This is a genomic window from Pseudonocardia sp. NPDC049154 (genome assembly GCF_040648315.1).
In the GTDB taxonomy this organism is placed as follows: Bacteria; Actinomycetota; Actinomycetes; order Mycobacteriales; family Pseudonocardiaceae; genus Pseudonocardia.
Genome location: NZ_JBEZDN010000021.1, coordinates 1 through 16,731, shown reverse-complemented (window position 1 = coordinate 16,731; position 16,731 = coordinate 1). Strand labels below are relative to the sequence as shown.

Genomic DNA, 16,731 nt, shown 5'->3' with positions numbered 1-16,731 from the left:
CTACCCGGTGATGGTCTGCGGCTCGCCCCAGGGGTTCACCGTGAACGGGGTCGCGAGGTCGAGGTTGCCGGCGTCGAGGAGGGCGTCGAGGGCGTCGACGCGGCCGACGGACTCGCTCCACACCTCGCTGGTGTCCGACGAGCTCGGGTTCTCCAGCGTGGCCCGGCGGATGTCGAGGAAGTCCCGCAGCCACTCGATCTCGTCGATGCCGTCGGCGGGCGAGCCGCCCACGTCCGTGTCGGTCTGCTGGACCAGCGCGGGCAGGCCGTCGGGGCCGTTCTGGGTGCCGTGCTCGACCGCGGTGTCGACGAGGATGGCCAGGCCCAGCGCCGAACGGATCCCGTTGGCGTCGGCGAGCGTGCGCGCCGGGGCGACGTACAGCGCCTCCGTGACCTGGTCCTGCACCTGCCGGAACACCGGGTCGTCGGCGGCGGTCCGCCAGGCGTCCGCGAAGCCGTCGAGCTTCCTCGTCGAGTCGTCGTACGCCGCGGCGAGGTCGGTGAGGGCCGGGACGTAACCGGCGAGGGGGTTGTCCGGGACCCGCGCGGTGTAGCCCTTCACCACCGTGAGCAGGTCGCCGCAGGAGGTGCAGAAGCCCGCCCGGCCCGCGGTGTAGCCGCGGCCGTCGTCGAGGTCCTCGACGTAGGCGTACTGGACCTCCGGCGTGCCGTTCTCGAACACGCTGACCATCTGCGCGATGACCTGGTCGACGTCGCGGTCGCTCGCGGCGGACCCGCCGCCCGCCGTGCCGGCCGGGGACCCGGTCGAGCCCGCGGTGCCCGGGCCGGCCGCGCCGCCGAGGAGGAGGAACAGGGCGGCCGTGAGGAGGGCCGCACCGACGACGACGGCGCCGAGCACGGCGAGGAACCGGGCGCGTCCCGGGGCCGGGCGCCGAGGCGGCCCGCCGGCCGGGCGGGCCCCCCGGGAGAGGAACAGGGTCCGCTGCATCACTGTCCATGGTCGTGGAGGCGGGACCGGACGCGCCGGCCGGGGTCGCCCCGACCCTAGGAAGGTGCCTGCCAACGGTTCGGCAGATCCGTGTAAGGGGAACCTCAAATCGAGGTGCGGGTCTCAGTCCTCCAGGCCGGCACGGCGGGCCGCGCGGGCGATCTCGGCCTCGGAGCCGGACGGGGTGTAGCGGCGGATCTCCTGGGTCGACCGCAGCACCTCGCGCAGCGCGGGCAGACCGCCGGTGAGGACGCCGGCGGCACGGGCCTGCACCAGGGCGTTGCCGAGGGCGGCGGCCTCGACCGGGCCGGCGAGCACGGGCAGGCCGCAGGCGTCGGCGGTGAGCTGGCAGAGCAGCTCGTTGCGGACCCCGCCGCCGACGAGGTGCACGACCTCGAGCTCGCGGCCGGACAGCTCGGCGGCGCGGCGCACGGTGCGCCGGTAGGCCAGGGCGAGGCTGTCGAGGATGCAGCGCACCACCACCGCCCGGTCCCGCGGGGGTTCCTGCCCGGTCTCGGCGCACACACGCCGAGCTCGTTGGTGAACCCGGCCGTGCGCCCGGCCTCGCCGAGCACCGGCTTCTCCAGCTCCACCCCGACCAGCGACCAGGTGCCGCAGGAGACGTAGGCGAAGCGGTCGTCCGCGGCCGGCACCCCGACGACGGCCGACGCCGTGTCGTGCGAGCCGACGGCGGTGAGCGGGACCGGGCCGGTCAGCCCGGTCTCCGCGAGCACCTCGGGGGTCAGCTCGCCGAGCCGCTCCCCCGGTTCCCGCAGCGGCGGCAACAGCCCGCGCGGGATGCCCAGCCGGTCGGCGAGCCCGCCCGCCCACTGCCGGGAGGTGGCGTCGAGCAGGCCCGTGGTGGAGGCGTTGGTGATCTCGGCGCCGACCGCGCCGGTGAGCCAGTGCGCCAGCAGGTCCGGGATCAGCAGCATCCGCCGGGCGGCCGCGAACCGGGCCGTGCCCTGCGCCGCGGCCAGCTGGAACACCGTGTTGAACGGCAGGTGCTGCAGCCCGTTGACCGCGTACAGCTCCTCCGGCCCGACCACGGCGTGCACCGCCGCCACCCCGGCCTCGTGCCCGCCGTCGCGGTAGTGGACCGGGTTTGGTCGGCATCGACAGCTGGGCCGTCGACGTCGGGCGCCGAGCAGGGCGCCGTCGGCGTCGAGCATCCCGCGTACACCACCGTGGTGCGATCGGCGTGGCCGCCGACGTCTCGGGTCAGGGCCTCGCCGTCGGCCGCGGTGGCCAGCGCGATCCCGGGAATGGCTTCGAGATGGACAGCCCGGCGTTGTTTTCGACCAGGTCGATCCCGCCGAAGGCCAGCGCGGAAACCCGGCGAGCAGCGGCCTCGCCGACCTGGACCTGCAGAAGGCCGTCGACGCCGCCGACCGTCGATGCGGGGGCCGGCAAGAGGTGGTGCGATCCTCCACCCGCCCCACCGACGTGCGGCTCACCGCGGGCCCCTCCGCCTCCTGAGTGCGGCTCGGTCCGCGCCCGGCGGGTGTGCCGGGCCTCAGCGGGTGCGGGGGAAGCGGGCCCCGACAGGCTCCCGCGTGCCGCAGGCGCCGGCCCACGACATCGGAACCCGCTCGGCGGCCTCGGCCGCGCTCCGGCGCGGGAAGCGGGCGCCGACGGGATGCACCCGCACCGTCGGCATCCCGGTGGGGTTCGGCTCGACGTAGCCCGTGCGCGCGAAGCGGGCGCCGACGGGACGGACGGGAGCGGGCCGGGTGGTCGGCACCCTGGGCCGCTCGATCGTGGTGGTCATCGCGGATTCCTCCTCCTGCGGGGCGTCTCCCCGCCGGCCACCACGCTCGCGCTCCGGCGCCACCGGGACCGTCGGGCGACCGGGCCCTCCTCCGGACGACGTGCAGGTCGGCCGATCGGTCGACCCCGCAGCTCCCGCGCCGGACCGGCACCATGGGGACATGCCGAGTCGTGTGCTGGTCGCCGACGACGACCGGGCGATCCGGGAGTCCCTCGCGCGCGCCCTCGAGCTGGAGGGCTACGCCGTGGTCCCGGCCGTCGACGGGGTGGAGGCGCTGTCGCTCGTCCGCCGGGAGTCGTTCGACGCGCTGGTCCTGGACGTGATGATGCCGGGCGTCGACGGCCTGGCCGTGTGCCGCGTGCTGCGCGGCGACGGCGACCACACGCCGATCCTCATGCTCACCGCGCGCGTCGAGACCCCGGACCGGGTGGCCGGGCTCGACGCGGGCGCCGACGACTACCTGCCCAAGCCCTTCGAGCTCGACGAGCTGCTCGCGCGGCTGCGGGCCCTGATCCGCCGGGCCGCCGTGCACGGGGGCGACACCCCGCGCGCGGCCGAGACGCTGCGGACGGGCGCGCTGCGCATCGTCCCCCCGGCCCGCCGCGTGTGGTGGGACGAGGCCGAGCTGCAGCTGTCGAAGACCGAGTTCGACCTGCTGGAGCTGCTGGTCCGCAACGAGGGCATTGTCCTCGACCACGCCACGATCTACGAGCGGATCTGGGGCTACGACTTCGGCGCCGACTCCAAGAACCTCGCCGTCTACATCGGATACCTGCGCCGCAAGCTCGCCGCGGCGGGCGCTCCCCCGCTGATCCACACCGTCCGCGGGGTGGGCTACACGGTGCGTGCGGCATGAGCCTGCGGACCCGGTTCGCCCTCGCGTTCGCGCTGGTCGCGGTCGTCGTGGCCGGGCTGGTCGGCTTCCTCAGCTACCGCGCCGCGTCGGACCGCACCACCGACGAGATCGACCGCTCCCTCCGCGCGACGGCCGCGGCCGTCGCCGCGGGGCAGCCGGAGGTGCTCGAGTCCGTCGTCGCACCGCGGGGGCGCGGGCACGGGGACCACGACGGGGACCACGACCGGGACCATGACGACGCCCAGCCGCTCGTCGGCCAGCTCGTGAACCCGGACGGGACCACCCGGTTCCTCGGCGGCCGCCCGGAGACGCTGCCGGTGTCCGCGACCGACCGCGCCCTGGCCGCGTCGGGGGTCGCGGGGGCGACGGCGAGCCGCGACGTCCGCGTCGACGGCGAGGACTACCGCCAGCTGACGACCGCGCTCGGCGGCGGGCGGGGCGCGCTGCAGGTGGCGACCGACGCCGAGGAGAGCGACCGTGTCCTGGCCGGGACGGCGAGCCGCATCCTCTGGGTCACCGCCGTCGTGGTGGTCGTCGCCGCGGCGGCGGGCTGGCTGCTCGCGCGACGGATCACCCGGCGGCTGGTGCGGCTGGCCGGGATCGCCGAGGAGGTCAGCGCGAGCGGGGTGGTCGAGCGGGAGGTCCCGGTGCACGGGCGGGACGAGGTGGGCCGGCTGTCGGCCTCCTTCACCACGATGCTGGGCCGGCTCGCGGCGGCCCGCGAGTCCCAGGACCGCCTGGTCCAGGACGCCGCGCACGAGCTCCGCACCCCGCTGACCAGCCTGCGGACCAACGCCCGCGTGCTCAGGCGGCTCGACGAGCTGTCCCCCGAGGCGCGGGCCCGGCTGATCGACGACGTCGAGGGCGAGACCCGCGAGCTCAGCAAGCTGGTCGACGAGCTGGTCGAGCTCGCCCTGTCCCGGCAGGGGGACGAGGCCGACGGGCCCGTCGACCTGTCCACCGTTGCGGAGCGGGCCGCCGAACGGGTCCGGCGACGCACCGGTCGGCGGGTCGAGGTGGTGGTCGGGGACGACGACGTGCCGGTGCGGGGACGGCCGCGGGCGCTGGACCGGGCCGTGACCAACCTGCTGGAGAACGCGGCCAAGTTCGACGAGGGCCGCAGCGAGCGCCTCGAGGTGCGGGTGGGCCGGGGCCGGATCGCCGTGGCCGATCGGGGGCCGGGGATCGCGCCGCGGGACGCCGAGCGGGTGTTCGACCGCTTCTACCGCGCCGACGCCGCCCGCGGCCTGCCCGGCTCCGGGCTCGGGCTGGCGATCGTGCGCGACGTCGCGGAGGGGCACGACGGCACGGTGTTCGCGGAGGCCCGCGAGGGCGGCGGGGCATGCGTCGGCCTCACCGTGGGCGAGGACCGGTTCTTACCCGGCTCCGAACCGGGACACGTCGGGGGCTCACCGACGGCCACCAGCATGGGCGGCACCTGAACGACGACCCCGGGAGCCCCATGACCTCCCCCGCCGGTCCCGCACCGGACCACTCCGAGGCGACCACCACCGCCACGCCCACCGAAGCGACCATCACCGGGACCCGCACGCGGGCGTCCGACGCGGAGCGCGAGCGCGTCGTCACCCGGCTGCACCACGCCGTCGGCGAGGGCCGGCTCGACCTCGCCGAGGCCGAGGAGCGGACCGCCGCGGCGTACGCCGCCCGCTTCCGCGACGAGCTCGACCCGCTGCTCGCCGACCTGCCCGGCGGGCCCGCCGGCGCCGAGCCCTGGTCGGCGATCTGGGAGTCCGTGGTCTGGCGCGGTCACCGGGTCGTGTGGGGCCCCGAGGCCGGCCGCCCGACCGCGCCGCAGTGCCGCACCGCCGTCGCGGTGCTGGCCGGCGCCGTGGTGTGGGTCCTGCTCTGCATGGTCGTCGGCGCCGCGGTGGTGGCCGCGTGACCGCCGCCGGACCCCGCGCCGCCCGCCTGGTCCGCCGGCCCGTGATCGTGCTGACCGCCGCCGTGCTCGGGCTCGGCGCGGCCGGCGGGATCACCGGGATGGCGCTCGGCGGCATCGGCGCGGCGGTCTCCGACGCCCCGTCCGGCCCCGCGATCTCCCGGTGGCACCACCACGACCGGTTCGACGACGACCGGTTCGACCGGGACTGATCCCACCCGCTCCCCCGACCCCGGAGAACCGTGACGACCCTCGCCGGGCTGCCCGCCCACATCCTCCTCGTGCACGCCGTGGTCGTGCTCGTCCCGCTGACCGGCCTGCTGGTGGTGGTCGAGTCGCTGTGGCCCGCAGCGCGGCGCCGGCTGGCCTGGCCGGTCGTCGGCCTCGCCGTGCTCACCCTCGTCTCGGTGCCGCTGGCGACCGAGGCCGGCGAGTGGCTCGAGCACCGGATCGCCTCGACCCCGCTGGTGCGGACGCACGCCGAGCTCGGCGACACGATGCTCCCCTGGGCAGTCGGCTTGGCCGTCGTCGCCGTGCTGCTCGCCGCACTCCACCAGCGGTCCCGCCGCGCGGAGCGGCGCGCCGCGGAGGTTGGCTCGGCGGGCCCGGAGCACCGCGCCCGTGGCCGGCTCCTGGCCGCCGCACTCGCCGTCGTCGCGGTTGTGGTCGTGGTCGGCTCTGTCGTGACGGTCTACCGGATCGGCGACTCGGGCGCCCGCGCGGCGTGGACCGGCCAGTTCAGCGCCACCCCGCTCCCCCGCGGCGGGGCCCCGGTCACGCCCGGCTGACGCCCGGGGAGGGGTGGGCCGGGGCGAGCCGGTACTCGACGGAGGCCACGACCACGCCGAGCTCGACGGCCACATGACGGCAGGACTCATCGTCCTGCCGGGCCACCCGTAACCCCCCGGCCGCACCGAGCGAGCCCCGGCCCGTGGAGATCACGAAGGGACCGGGGAGCCCGGCCGTGCTCGACGAGGACCAGGCGCTCGAACTGCTCGCCTACCTCGTCACCGCCGCCCGCACACAGGTCGACGAGGCCGCCGAGTACGGGCCGCTGCGGCTGCTGACCGCCGCGTGCCGGCTGGGTGCCGCGATCGCGCCGCGGGCCTCGGCGGCGACGGCCGGTTTCGTCGCCGGGCCGCTGGCCGCGGTCCCGGAGCTGGCGGTGCCGCGCGACGGCCGGGAGGAGTACGCCGCCCGGCTCGACGAGCTGTGCCGGGCCCTCGCCGGCCACCTCACCGAGCACTTCGCGCGGGATACCCCGTGAGCCGCACCCCGGACGGCGAGGCGGTGCTGGCCGCCATCCGCAGCCGCCGCGTGGTGCGGGCGTTGACGGACGAGCCGGTGGCCCGCGAGGACCTCGAGACCGTGCTCGACGCCGGCCGGTGGGCGCCCACGGCCGGCAACCGGCACCTGCAGCGCTTCGTCGCCACGGACGACCCGACCACGCTGCGGGTGATGCGGATGGTGTCGCCCGGGATGATTCAGCGCCCGGCTGCAGCCATCACGATCTGCACCGACCGCCCGCGGGCCGCGGCGTTCGGGTTCCCGCCGGACGCCCCGGGCCTGCACGTCGACGTCGGCACCGCGGCCGCGACCCTGCTGCTCGCGGCGCACGCGATCGGCCTCGGTGCCGGACCCGTCACCTCCTTCAGCCGCGCGGCGGTCGCGGTGGTGCTGCGGCTGCCCGACGGCTGGGTCCCGGAGATGATCGTGTGCCTCGGCCACCCCGCGCCCGGCGCCCCCGCCCCGATGCGTGCCCGCCCGCGGCTGACCTGGCGCGACCTCACGACCTGGGTGCCCTGACCGAACCCGGGGCATAACGTTGAGCGCTCAATCGTTTGCGGTACCGTCGGGGACGAGATCGGGAGGAACCGCATGGACACGCTGGAACTGGGGCTCGACACGTTCGGCGACGTGACCGTCGACGGGCAGGGCGACCGCACGTCGTACGCCCAGGTCATCCGGGACGTCGTGGAGCAGGCCGTGCTCGCCGACCGGGTCGGGATCGACGTGTTCGGGGTGGGCGAGCACCACCGCGACGACTACGCGATCTCCGCCCCCGAGGTCGTGCTCGCCGCGATCGCCGGCCGCACCGAGCGGATCAAGCTCGGCACCGCCGTGACGGTCCTCAGCTCGGACGACCCGGTGCGCGTGTTCGAGCGCTTCGCCACGCTCGACGCCGTGTCGAACGGCCGCGCGGAGATCACCCTCGGCCGCGGCTCCTTCACCGAGTCGTTCCCGCTGTTCGGCTACGACCTCGCCGACTACGAGACGCTCTTCGCCGAGAAGCTCGACCTGATGGCCCACCTGCTCGAGGAGGGCCCGGTGACCTGGGAGGGCACGGTCCGCGCCGCGCTGCGGGACCAGCAGGTGTACCCCAAGACCGAGTCCGGCCGGATCACCGCGTGGGTCGGCGTGGGCGGCAGCCCGCAGTCCGTGGTCCGTACCGCGAGCTACGGCTTCCCGCTGGTCCTCGCGGTGATCGGCGGCGACCCGGTGCGCTTCGCGCCGTACGCGGAGCTGTACCGGCGCACCCTGGAGCAGCTCGGGAGCGAGCCGCTGCCGATCGCGGTGCACGCGCCCGGCTTCGTCGCCGAGACCGACCAGGAGGCGGCCGACACGCTCTTCCCCCACGCGAAGATCGCGCTCGACCGCATCGGCCGCGAGCGCGGCTGGCCGCCGCTGACCCGCGCCCGGTTCGAGGCCGACGTCCGCGAGGGCGCCCAGCACGTCGGGTCGCCGGAGACCGTGGCCCGCAAGATCGCCCGCACGGTCCGGGCGCTGGGCCTGCAGCGCTTCGACCTCAAGTACACGACCGGCACGCTGCCGCACGCCGAGCTGATGAAGTCGATCGAGCTGTACGGCACGGTCGTCGCGCCCCGCGTGCGGGAGCTGCTCGCCGACGGGTCCGACGAGCAGCCCGACGGCATCGCGGTCTGACCGCCCCGGTCACCGGGCTCACCAGGCTGCTCACCAGGCTCACCAGGCGACGGGCAGCGCCTCCAGGCCGTAGATCGCCTTGTGCACGGCGAAGGGGACCTCGTCGTCGGCGCAGGCCAGGCGCAGGTCCGGGAAGCGCCGCAGCAGGGCGGGGAAGGCGACCCGCATCTCCATCCGCGCCAGCGGGGCGCCGAGGCAGTGGTGGATGCCGTGCCCGAACCCGACGTGCGTACCGGCCTTACGGGTGACGTCGAGCCGGTCGGGGTCGTCCGTCAGCGCGGGGTCCCGGTTGGCCGCAGGCAGGTTGAACGACACGAGGTCGCCGCGGCGGATGACCGTGCCGTCGATCTCGACGTCCCGGGTCGCCAGGCGCGGCGACCCGGAGTTCACCACGCTCAGCCAGCGCAGCAGCTCCTCGACCGCGCCGGGCACGGCGTCGGGGTCGTCGCGCACCAGCGCGAGCTGGTCCGGGTGCCGCAGCAGGGCCAGGGTGCCCAGCCCGAGCATGTTCGACGTGGTCTCGTGCCCGGCGACGAGCAGGAGGGTGGCGATCCCGACGAGCTCGGCGTCGGTGAGGTCGTCGTCGTGGTCGCGAATGAGCATGCCGAGCATGTCCTCGCCCGGGTCGCGCCGGGCCCGGGCGACCAGGTCCTGCATGTAGGTCAGCGAGTCCGCGGCGAGGGCCGCGCGCTCGTCGTCCGGCAGGGACACGTCGAGCTGGCGGCCGGTGCGGGCCTGGAACTCCTCCCGGTCCGCAGGCGGCACGCCCAGCAGCTCGCAGATGACCAGTGACGGGACGGGCAGGGCGTACTGCGCGACCAGGTCTGCGGGCGGTCCGTGGCGCTCCAGCGCGTCGAGGTGCTGGTCGACGATCTCGACGATCCGCGGTTCGAGCCGGCGCATCCGGCGCACCGTGAACTCCGGGGTGAGCATGCGGCGCAGGCGGGTGTGGTCGGGCGGGTCGAGGGCGAGCAGGTTGCCGCTGCGGTCGCCGGTGAGCTGGCGCGGGTCCCGCGAGGCGCCCACGAGATCGGCCGGCGTCCAGCCGTTCGCGAACGACTCGGCGTCGCCGAGCATCCGCCGGACGTCGGCGTGCCGGGTGAGCAGCCAGGCCGGCGGCCCGAACGGCGTCGGGACCTGGATCAGCCCCTCCTCCGCGCGCACGGCCGCGAGGTCGGGGGCGGGCCCGAACCCGTCCCTGCGCAGGGTGAGCGGCCGGTCGGTGGCCGGGACGGAAGGCCGTGCTGAGGTCACTGCGGGGGTCCTCCGGGTGGTGGGAGAGTTCGGGACGGGTCCGCGGGCCGCACCGCGCCGGGCGGCGTCCACGGAGCCAGCCAGATTCCGGTGATCGCGTCGACCAGGCCGGTCGCCGCGTCCCGCCAGGTCGCGCGCGGGGTGGGTGTGCCGTCGGCGAGCGCGCGCTCCCGCTCGGCGATCAGGTGCACCATCAGCTGGCGCACCATGGCGCCGCGCTCGGCGCGCACCTCCAGGGGCAGCGCGGGCAGGCAGGCGTTGAGGCCGTCGAGGGCCTGCAGCAGCGAGGGCGAGGACAGCGCCTCGTCGTCCATGATCTCGCGCAGCGCCGGGTCGGTGGCCAGCTGCGCACCGAAGCGGGCGAACCAGGTGGGGCTGCCGAGGGCCTCGAGGTGCTCCGTCGTGGGGTGCACCAGGCACGCGACCCAGTCCCGGACCTCGGTCGACCCGGCCACCTCGGCGACCATCGCCGCGCGGATCCGCTCGACGTCCGCGGTGTGCCGGCGGACGATCGCGCGCACCAGGTCCTGCTTGCCGCCGAAGTGGTAACCGACGACGGCGGTGTTGCCCTGCCCGGCGGCCTCGCCGATCTGCCGGTTCGACACCGCGTACACGCCGTGCTCGGCAAACAGCCGCTCGGCGGTGTCGAGGAGGAGCCCCCGCGTGGCGGCCGCCCGGCCGCCGGTCTCGCGCCTCACCCGGTCTCCCGCCTCATGCCGTCTCCCGCCCCGCCGTCCTGTCCGACCCGCCCAGTGAACCGCTCACCGCACAACTGAGTCAACCGAGTGATTTAAATTCTGCCTCTGATGACGGCGCAGCACCTCGTGCCACCCTTCGTCAAACACGTGATTGAAGTTGCACCCAGGGAGCCCCGTGCCCCCCTCCAGCCGGACCGTGCCCACCCCGGCGCGATCGTCCCCGTCCTGGCCTTCTCCGGGATCGTCGTCGCGCTCATGCAGACGGTGATCATCCCACTGGTCCCACGGCTGCCCGCCCTGCTCGGGGCGTCGTCGGCCGACACGGCGTGGGTGGCCGTGCGGGGCGGCGGCCGGTTCGACGGGCTCGGCGCGCTCGGAATCTCCGTGGCGCTCTTCTGCCTGCTCCGCGGCATCTCCAAGGGCGCCGACTGGGGCTGGGCGAGCGGCAGCACGCTCGGCCTGTTCGCCGGCGCGGTGGTCGTGCTCGGCGTGTGGGGGTGGTACGAGCTGCGCCGGCCGCAGCCGCTGGTCGACCTGCGCACGCTCGCCCGCCGCCAGGTGCTGCTGACCAACATCGCCTCGGCCGTCTACGGGTTCGCGATGTTCGCGATGTCGCTGGTGCTGCCCCAGCTCGCGCCCCGCTGAGCCCGGGCGCAGCCACGCGACGCCGGGTGATCGACGCCGGGTGATCGACGCCGGGTGATCGACGCCGGGTGATCGACGCCGGGTGATCGACGCTGGGTGATCGACGCTGGGTGATGGACCTGGCCACGGGGCGTGAACCATCCGCCGGAAGGGATGACCTCGGGCCGATCACCTGGTCTGCTCGGCACGTGCCGGTCCTGCGCGACGTCCACCCGTGGAGCGCCGTGCGGGCCGCCCTGCCGCGCGAGGGGCCGTCGGTGGTCCGGATCGTGGTCGCCGCCGCGGTCAGCTGGCAGGTCTGCGTGTGGCTCGGCGCGACCCAGCCGCCGGTCTACGCGGTGGTCGTCCCGCTCGTGGCCATCCGGGACGCGCCGGGCTCCGCGCTCAACGTGTCGCTGGCCCGGCTCGTGGGGGTGGTCGCCGGGCTCGCCCTCGGCATCGGGGTGCTGGCGTGGCTGCGGCCGTCGGCGCTCACGGTGGCGCTGGTCCTCGCCGTGGCGCTCGTGATCGGGATGGTGCTGCGCATCGGCGACACGCTGAACGTCCAGGTCGCGGTGTCCGCCCTGCTGGTCTTCGCGAACGCCGATCCCGCGTCCTACGCCGTGGCCCGGCTGTGGGAGACCGCGGTCGGGGCGGTGGTCACGGTCGTCCTGTCGCCGCTGCTGCTGCCGACGAACCCGGCGCAGTCCTTCGTCGCCGCGCTGCGCGAGGTGGCCGACGGAGCGGCCGAGGACCTGCTGCTGGCCGCGGACCTGCCGGTCGATCCGGCGGACCCGGCTCGCGAGGACCTGGCGGCCCGGCTGACCGACCGCGCCCACCGGCGCGACGACGTCGCCCGCAAGCTGCCCGGCCAGCTCGCCTCCGCGCGGCGGGCGGTGCGGCTGCACCCGCTCTGGCGCCGCCGCCACACCGCCGAACTGGCAGCGCTGGAGGAGCCGACCGCCGCCGCGCCGGAGATCACGGAGCTGGTGCGCACGCACGTCATCGACGTCGTCGAGCTCGGCCGGCGCCCGGACACCTGCGCGTGGTGGGCCGGGACGGCGCCACGAACCCGAGCGGTGGTGCGGCCGCTGGCCGACGCCGTCGCGGCCGGCCTGAAGGGCACCCCCGATCGCGACGCACTCGCCGCGGCCGCCGCAGCTCTGGAGGCACATGCGGCGGCGGACCACTCGGCGTTGGGTGGCCTGATCCGGCGCCCGTTGCGGCGCGCCGTCCGGGTGCTCACGGCCCTCTCCGGGCCCGACCGGCCCGCGGGAACGGGTGGCTCCGGGCCGTGACACACGGGATGGCGCCGGCACCCTCCGGCGCCATCCCGCCGACCCCCTCCGAGCCCCCCACTGTGGTCTACATCACTGAGCCGATCGGTTCAACGCAAGAGGGGTTGCGCCTTCGCGGCCGCGACGCCGCCCGGGCTGGCACGATGCCCGCATGGGCACGGCGCTGCGGCTGGTGGTCGGCCTGGTCGTGGTCGTCGCCGTGGCGGTCGCGCTGCTGTGGGCGATCCAGCGCCGCCTCGTGTTCCTGCCCGGCGGAGCGCCGTCGGTCGCGCCGGAACAGGTGCTGGCCGGCGGGAGCCGGCTGGCCGTCCCGACCGCGGACGGGCTCGTCCTCGCGGCCTGGCACGCCCCCGCCACCGGCCCGTCCCGCGGCGTCACGGTGCTGGTGCTGCCGGGCAACGCCGGCAGCCGCGCCGATCGCGTGCCGCTCGCCGAGGCGCTCACCGCCCGGGGGCTCGACGTCGTGCTGCTGGACTACCGCGGCTTCGGCGGCAACCCGGGGTCGCCGAGCGAGGAGGGACTGGCGGCCGACGCCCTCGCCGCGCACCGGTACCTCACCGGGAACCGCGGCATCGACCCGTCGCGGCTCGTGGTGCTGGGCGAGAGCATCGGCGCGGCGGTCGCGGCCCGGCTCGCGCAGGAGCGGCCGGTGCGGGCCGTGGTCCTGCGCAGCCCGTTCACCGAGCTCGCCGACGTGGCCGCGCGGCAGTACCCCTTCCTGCCCGTCCGGACCCTGCTGCGCGACCGGTTCCCGGTCGTCACGACGGTCGGTTCGGTGGCCGCCCCGGTCACGGTGGTGGCCGGCGGCGCGGACGAGATCGTGCCGGTGGAGCAGAGCCGCGCGGTCGCCGCCGCCGGCGGCGGCACCGCGATCGAGGTGCCGGGCGCGCGTCACAACGACCCGGAGCTCGGGTACGGGCCCGCCGTCGTCGACGCGGTCGTGCGGGCGGCCGGCTGACCCCGCCCGCAGGTCACCGGCGGCCGCGGACCACCCGGACGAACACGAGCACCATGATCACGAAGGCGACGCCCACGGCGAGCCCCAGGACCGGCCCGCCCGCGATCGCGGCCTCGGCGGTCATGCCGCACAGGATGAGCAGGCCGATCACCGCCGCCACCCGGTCCGCCCGGTGCATCGCGACGTCGCCGGCGGGCCCGGGCGGCACGGCTTCCCGGGGGCGGCCCGTCAGGCTCTGTTCGAGGCGGGCCAGGATGCGCCGCTCCCGCGCGGACAGCGGGCGCACGCCCCGGTCGTCGAGGGTCATCGTCGCCTCCCCGACACTCCAGTCGGTCGGCTCCGGCGGGACCGGAGCCGTGGTCGTCAGCGTGAGCGCGGGTCCTCGTCCGGCTGCTGCTCATGCCCCACGGTCTGCGCGACGTACTCCGAGGGTGCCGCGTGTCCCCCGCTGTGCGCCTCGACCCGCGCCCGCTCCACCAGGTGCGGGTAGTGCAGCTCGAAGGCCGGGCGCTCCGAGCGGATCCGCGGCAGTTCGGTGAAGTTGTGCCGCGGCGGCGGGCAGCTCGTGGCCCATTCCAGCGAGTTCCCGAAGCCCCACGGGTCGTCGACGGTCACCACCCGGCCGTAGCGGTAGCTGTGGAAGACGTTCCAGATGAACGGCAGCACCGAGAACCCCAGCACGAACGCGCCGATCGACGAGATCATGTTCAGGGTGGTGAAGCCGTCCGTCGGCAGGTAGTCCACGTAGCGGCGCGGCATGCCCTCGTTGCCCAGCCAGTGCTGCACCAGGAACGTCGTGTGGAAGCCGATGAAGGTGAGCCAGAAGTGGAACTTGCCCAGCGTCTCGTCGAGCATCCGACCGGTCATCTTCGGGAACCAGAAGTAGATCCCGCCGTAGGTCGCGAACACGATCGTCCCGAACAGCACGTAGTGGAAGTGCGCCACCACGAAGTACGTGTCCGAGACCATGAAGTCGATCGGCGGCGAGGCCAGCAGCACACCCGTGACCCCGCCGAAGAGGAAGGTGAACAAGAAGCCCAGGGCGAACAGCATCGGCGTCTCGAAGGTCAGCTTGCCCCGCCACATCGTGCCGATCCAGTTCACGAACTTGATGCCCGTCGGGATCGCGATCAGCAACGTCGTGAAGGAGAAGAAGGCCAGCAGCACGGCACCGGTGGCGTACATGTGGTGCGCCCACACCGCCGCCGAGAGGAAACCGATGGCGATCGTGGCGAAGACCAGCGTCTTGTAGCCGAAGATCGGCTTGCGCGAGAAGACGGGGAAGATCTCGGTGACGATGCCGAAGAACGGCAGCGCCACGATGTAGACCTCGGGATGGCCGAAGAACCAGAACAGGTGCTGCCACAGGATCGCCCCGCCGTTGGCCGGGTCGAACACGTGCGCGCCCATGTGCCGGTCCATCAGCAGCCCGAACAACGCCGAGGTGAGGACCGGGAAGGCGATCAGGACCAGCAGCGCCGTCACGAAGATGTTCCAGGTGAAGATCGGCATCCGGAACATCGTCATCCCCGGCGCGCGCAGGCAGATGATCGTCGTGATGAAGTTGACGCCGCCGAGGATCGTCCCGAGGCCGGCCACGATCAGCCCCGCCGCCCACAGGTCACCGCCGGCCCCGGGCGAGTGGATGGCGTCGGACAACGGGGTGTAGGCGAACCAGCCGAAGTCCGCCGCGCCGCCCGGCGTCAGGAACCCCGCCATCACGATCAGCCCGCCGAACAGGAACAGCCAGTAGGAGAAGGCGTTCAGCCGCGGGAACGCCACGTCGGGCGCGCCGATCTGCAGCGGCACGATGTAGTTCGCGAAGCCGAAGAGGATCGGCGTGGCGTAGAGCAGCAGCATGATCGTGCCGTGCATGGTGAACAGCTGGTTGTACTGCTCGCTCGACAGGAACTGCTGTCCGGGCCGGGCCAGCTCTGCGCGGATCAGCAGCGCCATCGCGCCACCCGCCATGAAGAAGCCGAACGACGTGACCAGGTACAGGATCGCGATGTCCTTGGGGTCCGTCGTCTTGAGCATCTTGAGGAACGTCGACCCCTTGCCCGTGCGGCGCGCGGGATAGGGCCGGGTCTCGATCGGGCGCGGCGCAACTGCGGTCATCGCTCCCCCTCGGCGGCCGGTGCCGGTTCGGGCGGCCACCGTACTGCGGTTCGGACCTGCCCGGATAGGGCCGATCGGCAGCGTCGGCCGGAAATCCTCTTCCCCGTGCAACGAATCTGATTACCTTGTTGCAGATGACCGACGCCACCATTCCCACCCTGCACGCCTGGGCCGGGGGCGACGCCGCCTTCCGGAAACTCGTCGACGCCTTCTACGACCGGGTCGAGCGCGACGACCTGCTCGCCCCGCTCTTCCCCGGCGGCGTCTCCGAGGCCCACCGCAGCCACGTCACCACGTGGTGGATCGAGGTGTTCGGGGGCGAGCCCGGCTACACCCGCGAGCACGGTGGCTACGAGGCGATGCTCGCCCACCACCGCGACCTCGGCATCACCACGGAGCAGCGCTTCCGCTTCGCCTCGCTGATGAGCCTCGCCGCCGACGACGCCGGCCTCCCGGACGACCCCGAGTTCCGCGCCGCCTTCGTCGGCTACGTGGAGTGGGGCACGCGGCTGGCCCTGCACAACTCCCGCCCCGGCGCCGACGACGTCGTCGCCCACGCCCCGGTGCCGCGCTGGGGGTGGGGGGTGGCCCCGCCGTACCAGCCCTGACCCGGGCGGTTCGACCCGGGCATCGGCGGGCGCCGTGCCGCCAAGGCGCTACACCGCGGGCGCCGCACGGTCAGGGGACCGCACCATCAATGGACGCGCCGACTCAGGGGCCGCCGTCCCAGGGGTCAGGCCGTCCCAGGAGGCCACGCCGTCTCAGGATGCCGCGCCCGTCTCAGGGCCACGCCCGTCTCAGGGCCGCCCCAGGAAACCGCGCCGCCCATGCAGGCTGCGCCGCCCCGGGCGGCCGCCGTCCAGGCGCTGCGCCGTGAGGAAGGGCCGCGCCCCCTTGAAAGGCCGCGCCGTCGCAGAGAACCGCGCCGATCTTCGGGCCGCGTATCGCGGGCCGCGCCGTCTCAGGGCCGCGCCGCCTCTAGGAACCGCCGTCGCGGGGAACCGCGGTCGCGGCGAACCGCCGTTGCGGGGAACCACGGTTTCGGGGTCTCGTCAGGGAACCGCCGTCTCGGGGCCGCGCCGTCTCGGGGAACCGAGCGTGCGCGATTGCTCACACTACGGGTTCCGCCTGGCCGCCAAAGGCGTTCGGGGCGCGCGTGCGTCGAGGACCCGAGCGTCCTCCGTCGGGCTGCGCCGTCAACGCGTGGATCTCCGCCCGACAACGCTCTCCGGCAATCACCGATCTTGCATCGCAGCAGCTCAAGCTGGTATTATCGAACACATGTTCGCACCCGGTGCCGAGGTGCCCGAAGGTCATGTCCCGGCCTTCGTGCGGGCCTGGGCCCAGGAAGCGCCCGGGGTGT

At 74.7% G+C, this 16,731-nt stretch carries 18 protein-coding genes and 2 pseudogenes; 12 read left to right on the top strand and 8 right to left on the bottom strand.

Annotated features, from left to right (window positions below):
* The 3 genes and pseudogenes from AB0B41_RS13670 to AB0B41_RS13660 form a co-directional block, all read right to left on the bottom strand.
* Positions 1-948 carry a chitosanase gene (locus AB0B41_RS13670; protein WP_358202595.1) on the bottom strand — a complete coding sequence of 316 codons (948 nt, stop codon included), beginning with the start codon at positions 946-948 and terminating at the stop codon, positions 1-3.
* Positions 949-1,071: 123 nt separating this feature from the next.
* Positions 1,072-2,134: pseudogene (locus AB0B41_RS13665) on the bottom strand (FGGY-family carbohydrate kinase); the annotation flags it as partial.
* A 330-nt stretch (positions 2,135-2,464) separates the two neighbouring features.
* A complete protein-coding gene (locus tag AB0B41_RS13660) occupies positions 2,465-2,719 on the bottom strand; it encodes a hypothetical protein (RefSeq protein ID WP_358202592.1) in 255 nt (84 codons plus the stop codon).
* Between the two features lie 160 nt (positions 2,720-2,879).
* Between AB0B41_RS13660 and AB0B41_RS13655 the strand changes: the two genes are divergently transcribed.
* The 5 genes from AB0B41_RS13655 to AB0B41_RS13635 are packed head-to-tail and all read left to right on the top strand — an operon-like array spanning position 2,880 to position 6,263.
* Positions 2,880-3,575 carry a response regulator transcription factor gene (locus AB0B41_RS13655; RefSeq protein ID WP_358202590.1) on the top strand — a complete coding sequence of 232 codons (696 nt, stop codon included), beginning with the start codon at positions 2,880-2,882 and terminating at the stop codon, positions 3,573-3,575.
* Positions 3,572-5,017, top strand: coding sequence for a HAMP domain-containing sensor histidine kinase (locus AB0B41_RS13650; protein WP_358202588.1), 1,446 nt, complete (start codon positions 3,572-3,574; stop codon positions 5,015-5,017). The genes AB0B41_RS13655 and AB0B41_RS13650 overlap by 4 nt, the downstream gene beginning before the upstream one ends.
* A 20-nt stretch (positions 5,018-5,037) precedes the next feature.
* Positions 5,038-5,478, top strand: a complete 441-nt coding sequence (locus AB0B41_RS13645) for a DUF1707 domain-containing protein (RefSeq protein ID WP_358202586.1) — start codon at positions 5,038-5,040, stop codon at positions 5,476-5,478.
* The gene (locus AB0B41_RS13640; protein ID WP_358202583.1) at positions 5,475-5,687 is read left to right on the top strand and encodes a hypothetical protein; all 213 of its coding nucleotides are present in this window, start codon (positions 5,475-5,477) and stop codon (positions 5,685-5,687) included. Before AB0B41_RS13645 ends, AB0B41_RS13640 begins: the two co-directional genes overlap by 4 nt.
* A gap of 30 nt (positions 5,688-5,717) precedes the next feature.
* Positions 5,718-6,263: a hypothetical protein gene (locus tag AB0B41_RS13635; RefSeq protein ID WP_358202581.1), complete on the top strand. Its 546-nt coding sequence runs from the start codon at positions 5,718-5,720 to the stop codon at positions 6,261-6,263.
* Here the strand turns inward: AB0B41_RS13635 and AB0B41_RS13630 are convergent.
* Positions 6,250-6,369: an alpha/beta hydrolase fold domain-containing protein gene (locus tag AB0B41_RS13630; RefSeq protein ID WP_358202578.1), complete on the bottom strand. Its 120-nt coding sequence runs from the start codon at positions 6,367-6,369 to the stop codon at positions 6,250-6,252. The two genes, AB0B41_RS13635 and AB0B41_RS13630, sit on opposite strands and share 14 nt — an antisense overlap.
* A 37-nt stretch (positions 6,370-6,406) precedes the next feature.
* On the opposite strand from AB0B41_RS13630, the gene AB0B41_RS13625 reads away from it, so the two are divergent.
* The 3 genes from AB0B41_RS13625 to AB0B41_RS13615 all read left to right on the top strand — a co-directional run bounded on the left by AB0B41_RS13625 (position 6,407) and on the right by AB0B41_RS13615 (position 8,418).
* Positions 6,407-6,742: a DUF6092 family protein gene (locus tag AB0B41_RS13625; RefSeq protein WP_358202576.1), complete on the top strand. Its 336-nt coding sequence runs from the start codon at positions 6,407-6,409 to the stop codon at positions 6,740-6,742.
* Positions 6,739-7,281 (top strand): nitroreductase family protein, encoded by a 543-nt coding sequence (locus tag AB0B41_RS13620; protein WP_358202573.1) that lies wholly within the window; start codon positions 6,739-6,741, stop codon positions 7,279-7,281. The genes AB0B41_RS13625 and AB0B41_RS13620 overlap by 4 nt, the downstream gene beginning before the upstream one ends.
* 72 nt (positions 7,282-7,353) lie before the next feature.
* Positions 7,354-8,418 (top strand): LLM class flavin-dependent oxidoreductase, encoded by a 1,065-nt coding sequence (locus tag AB0B41_RS13615; RefSeq protein WP_358202571.1) that lies wholly within the window; start codon positions 7,354-7,356, stop codon positions 8,416-8,418.
* A 39-nt stretch (positions 8,419-8,457) separates the two neighbouring features.
* On the opposite strand, the gene AB0B41_RS13610 is transcribed toward AB0B41_RS13615, so the two are convergent.
* Together AB0B41_RS13610 and AB0B41_RS13605 are read right to left on the bottom strand one after the other, a co-directional pair.
* Positions 8,458-9,672 (bottom strand): cytochrome P450, encoded by a 1,215-nt coding sequence (locus AB0B41_RS13610; protein ID WP_358202569.1) that lies wholly within the window; start codon positions 9,670-9,672, stop codon positions 8,458-8,460.
* On the bottom strand, positions 9,669-10,370 hold the full coding sequence (locus tag AB0B41_RS13605; protein ID WP_358202567.1) for a helix-turn-helix domain-containing protein: 702 nt from the start codon (positions 10,368-10,370) through the stop codon (positions 9,669-9,671). Before AB0B41_RS13605 ends, AB0B41_RS13610 begins: the two co-directional genes overlap by 4 nt.
* 255 nt (positions 10,371-10,625) lie before the next feature.
* Here AB0B41_RS13605 and AB0B41_RS13600 point away from each other — a divergent pair.
* The 3 genes and pseudogenes from AB0B41_RS13600 to AB0B41_RS13590 all read left to right on the top strand — a co-directional run.
* Positions 10,626-11,003: pseudogene (locus AB0B41_RS13600) on the top strand (MFS transporter); the annotation flags it as partial.
* A 200-nt stretch (positions 11,004-11,203) separates the two neighbouring features.
* Positions 11,204-12,292, top strand: a complete 1,089-nt coding sequence (locus AB0B41_RS13595) for an aromatic acid exporter family protein (RefSeq protein WP_358202564.1) — start codon at positions 11,204-11,206, stop codon at positions 12,290-12,292.
* A gap of 151 nt (positions 12,293-12,443) precedes the next feature.
* On the top strand, positions 12,444-13,250 hold the full coding sequence (locus tag AB0B41_RS13590) for an alpha/beta fold hydrolase (protein WP_358202562.1): 807 nt from the start codon (positions 12,444-12,446) through the stop codon (positions 13,248-13,250).
* A 13-nt stretch (positions 13,251-13,263) separates the two neighbouring features.
* On the opposite strand, the gene AB0B41_RS13585 is transcribed toward AB0B41_RS13590, so the two are convergent.
* Positions 13,264-13,557 (bottom strand): hypothetical protein, encoded by a 294-nt coding sequence (locus AB0B41_RS13585; RefSeq protein WP_358202560.1) that lies wholly within the window; start codon positions 13,555-13,557, stop codon positions 13,264-13,266.
* Positions 13,558-13,613: 56 nt separating this feature from the next.
* Positions 13,614-15,368 (bottom strand): cytochrome c oxidase subunit I, encoded by a 1,755-nt coding sequence (ctaD, locus tag AB0B41_RS13580; RefSeq protein ID WP_358202557.1) that lies wholly within the window; start codon positions 15,366-15,368, stop codon positions 13,614-13,616.
* Positions 15,369-15,502: 134 nt separating this feature from the next.
* Here ctaD and AB0B41_RS13575 point away from each other — a divergent pair, with 134 nt between their 5' ends.
* Positions 15,503-15,976: a group II truncated hemoglobin gene (locus tag AB0B41_RS13575; protein WP_358202555.1), complete on the top strand. Its 474-nt coding sequence runs from the start codon at positions 15,503-15,505 to the stop codon at positions 15,974-15,976.
* Positions 15,977-16,731: the final 755 nt, after the last annotated feature.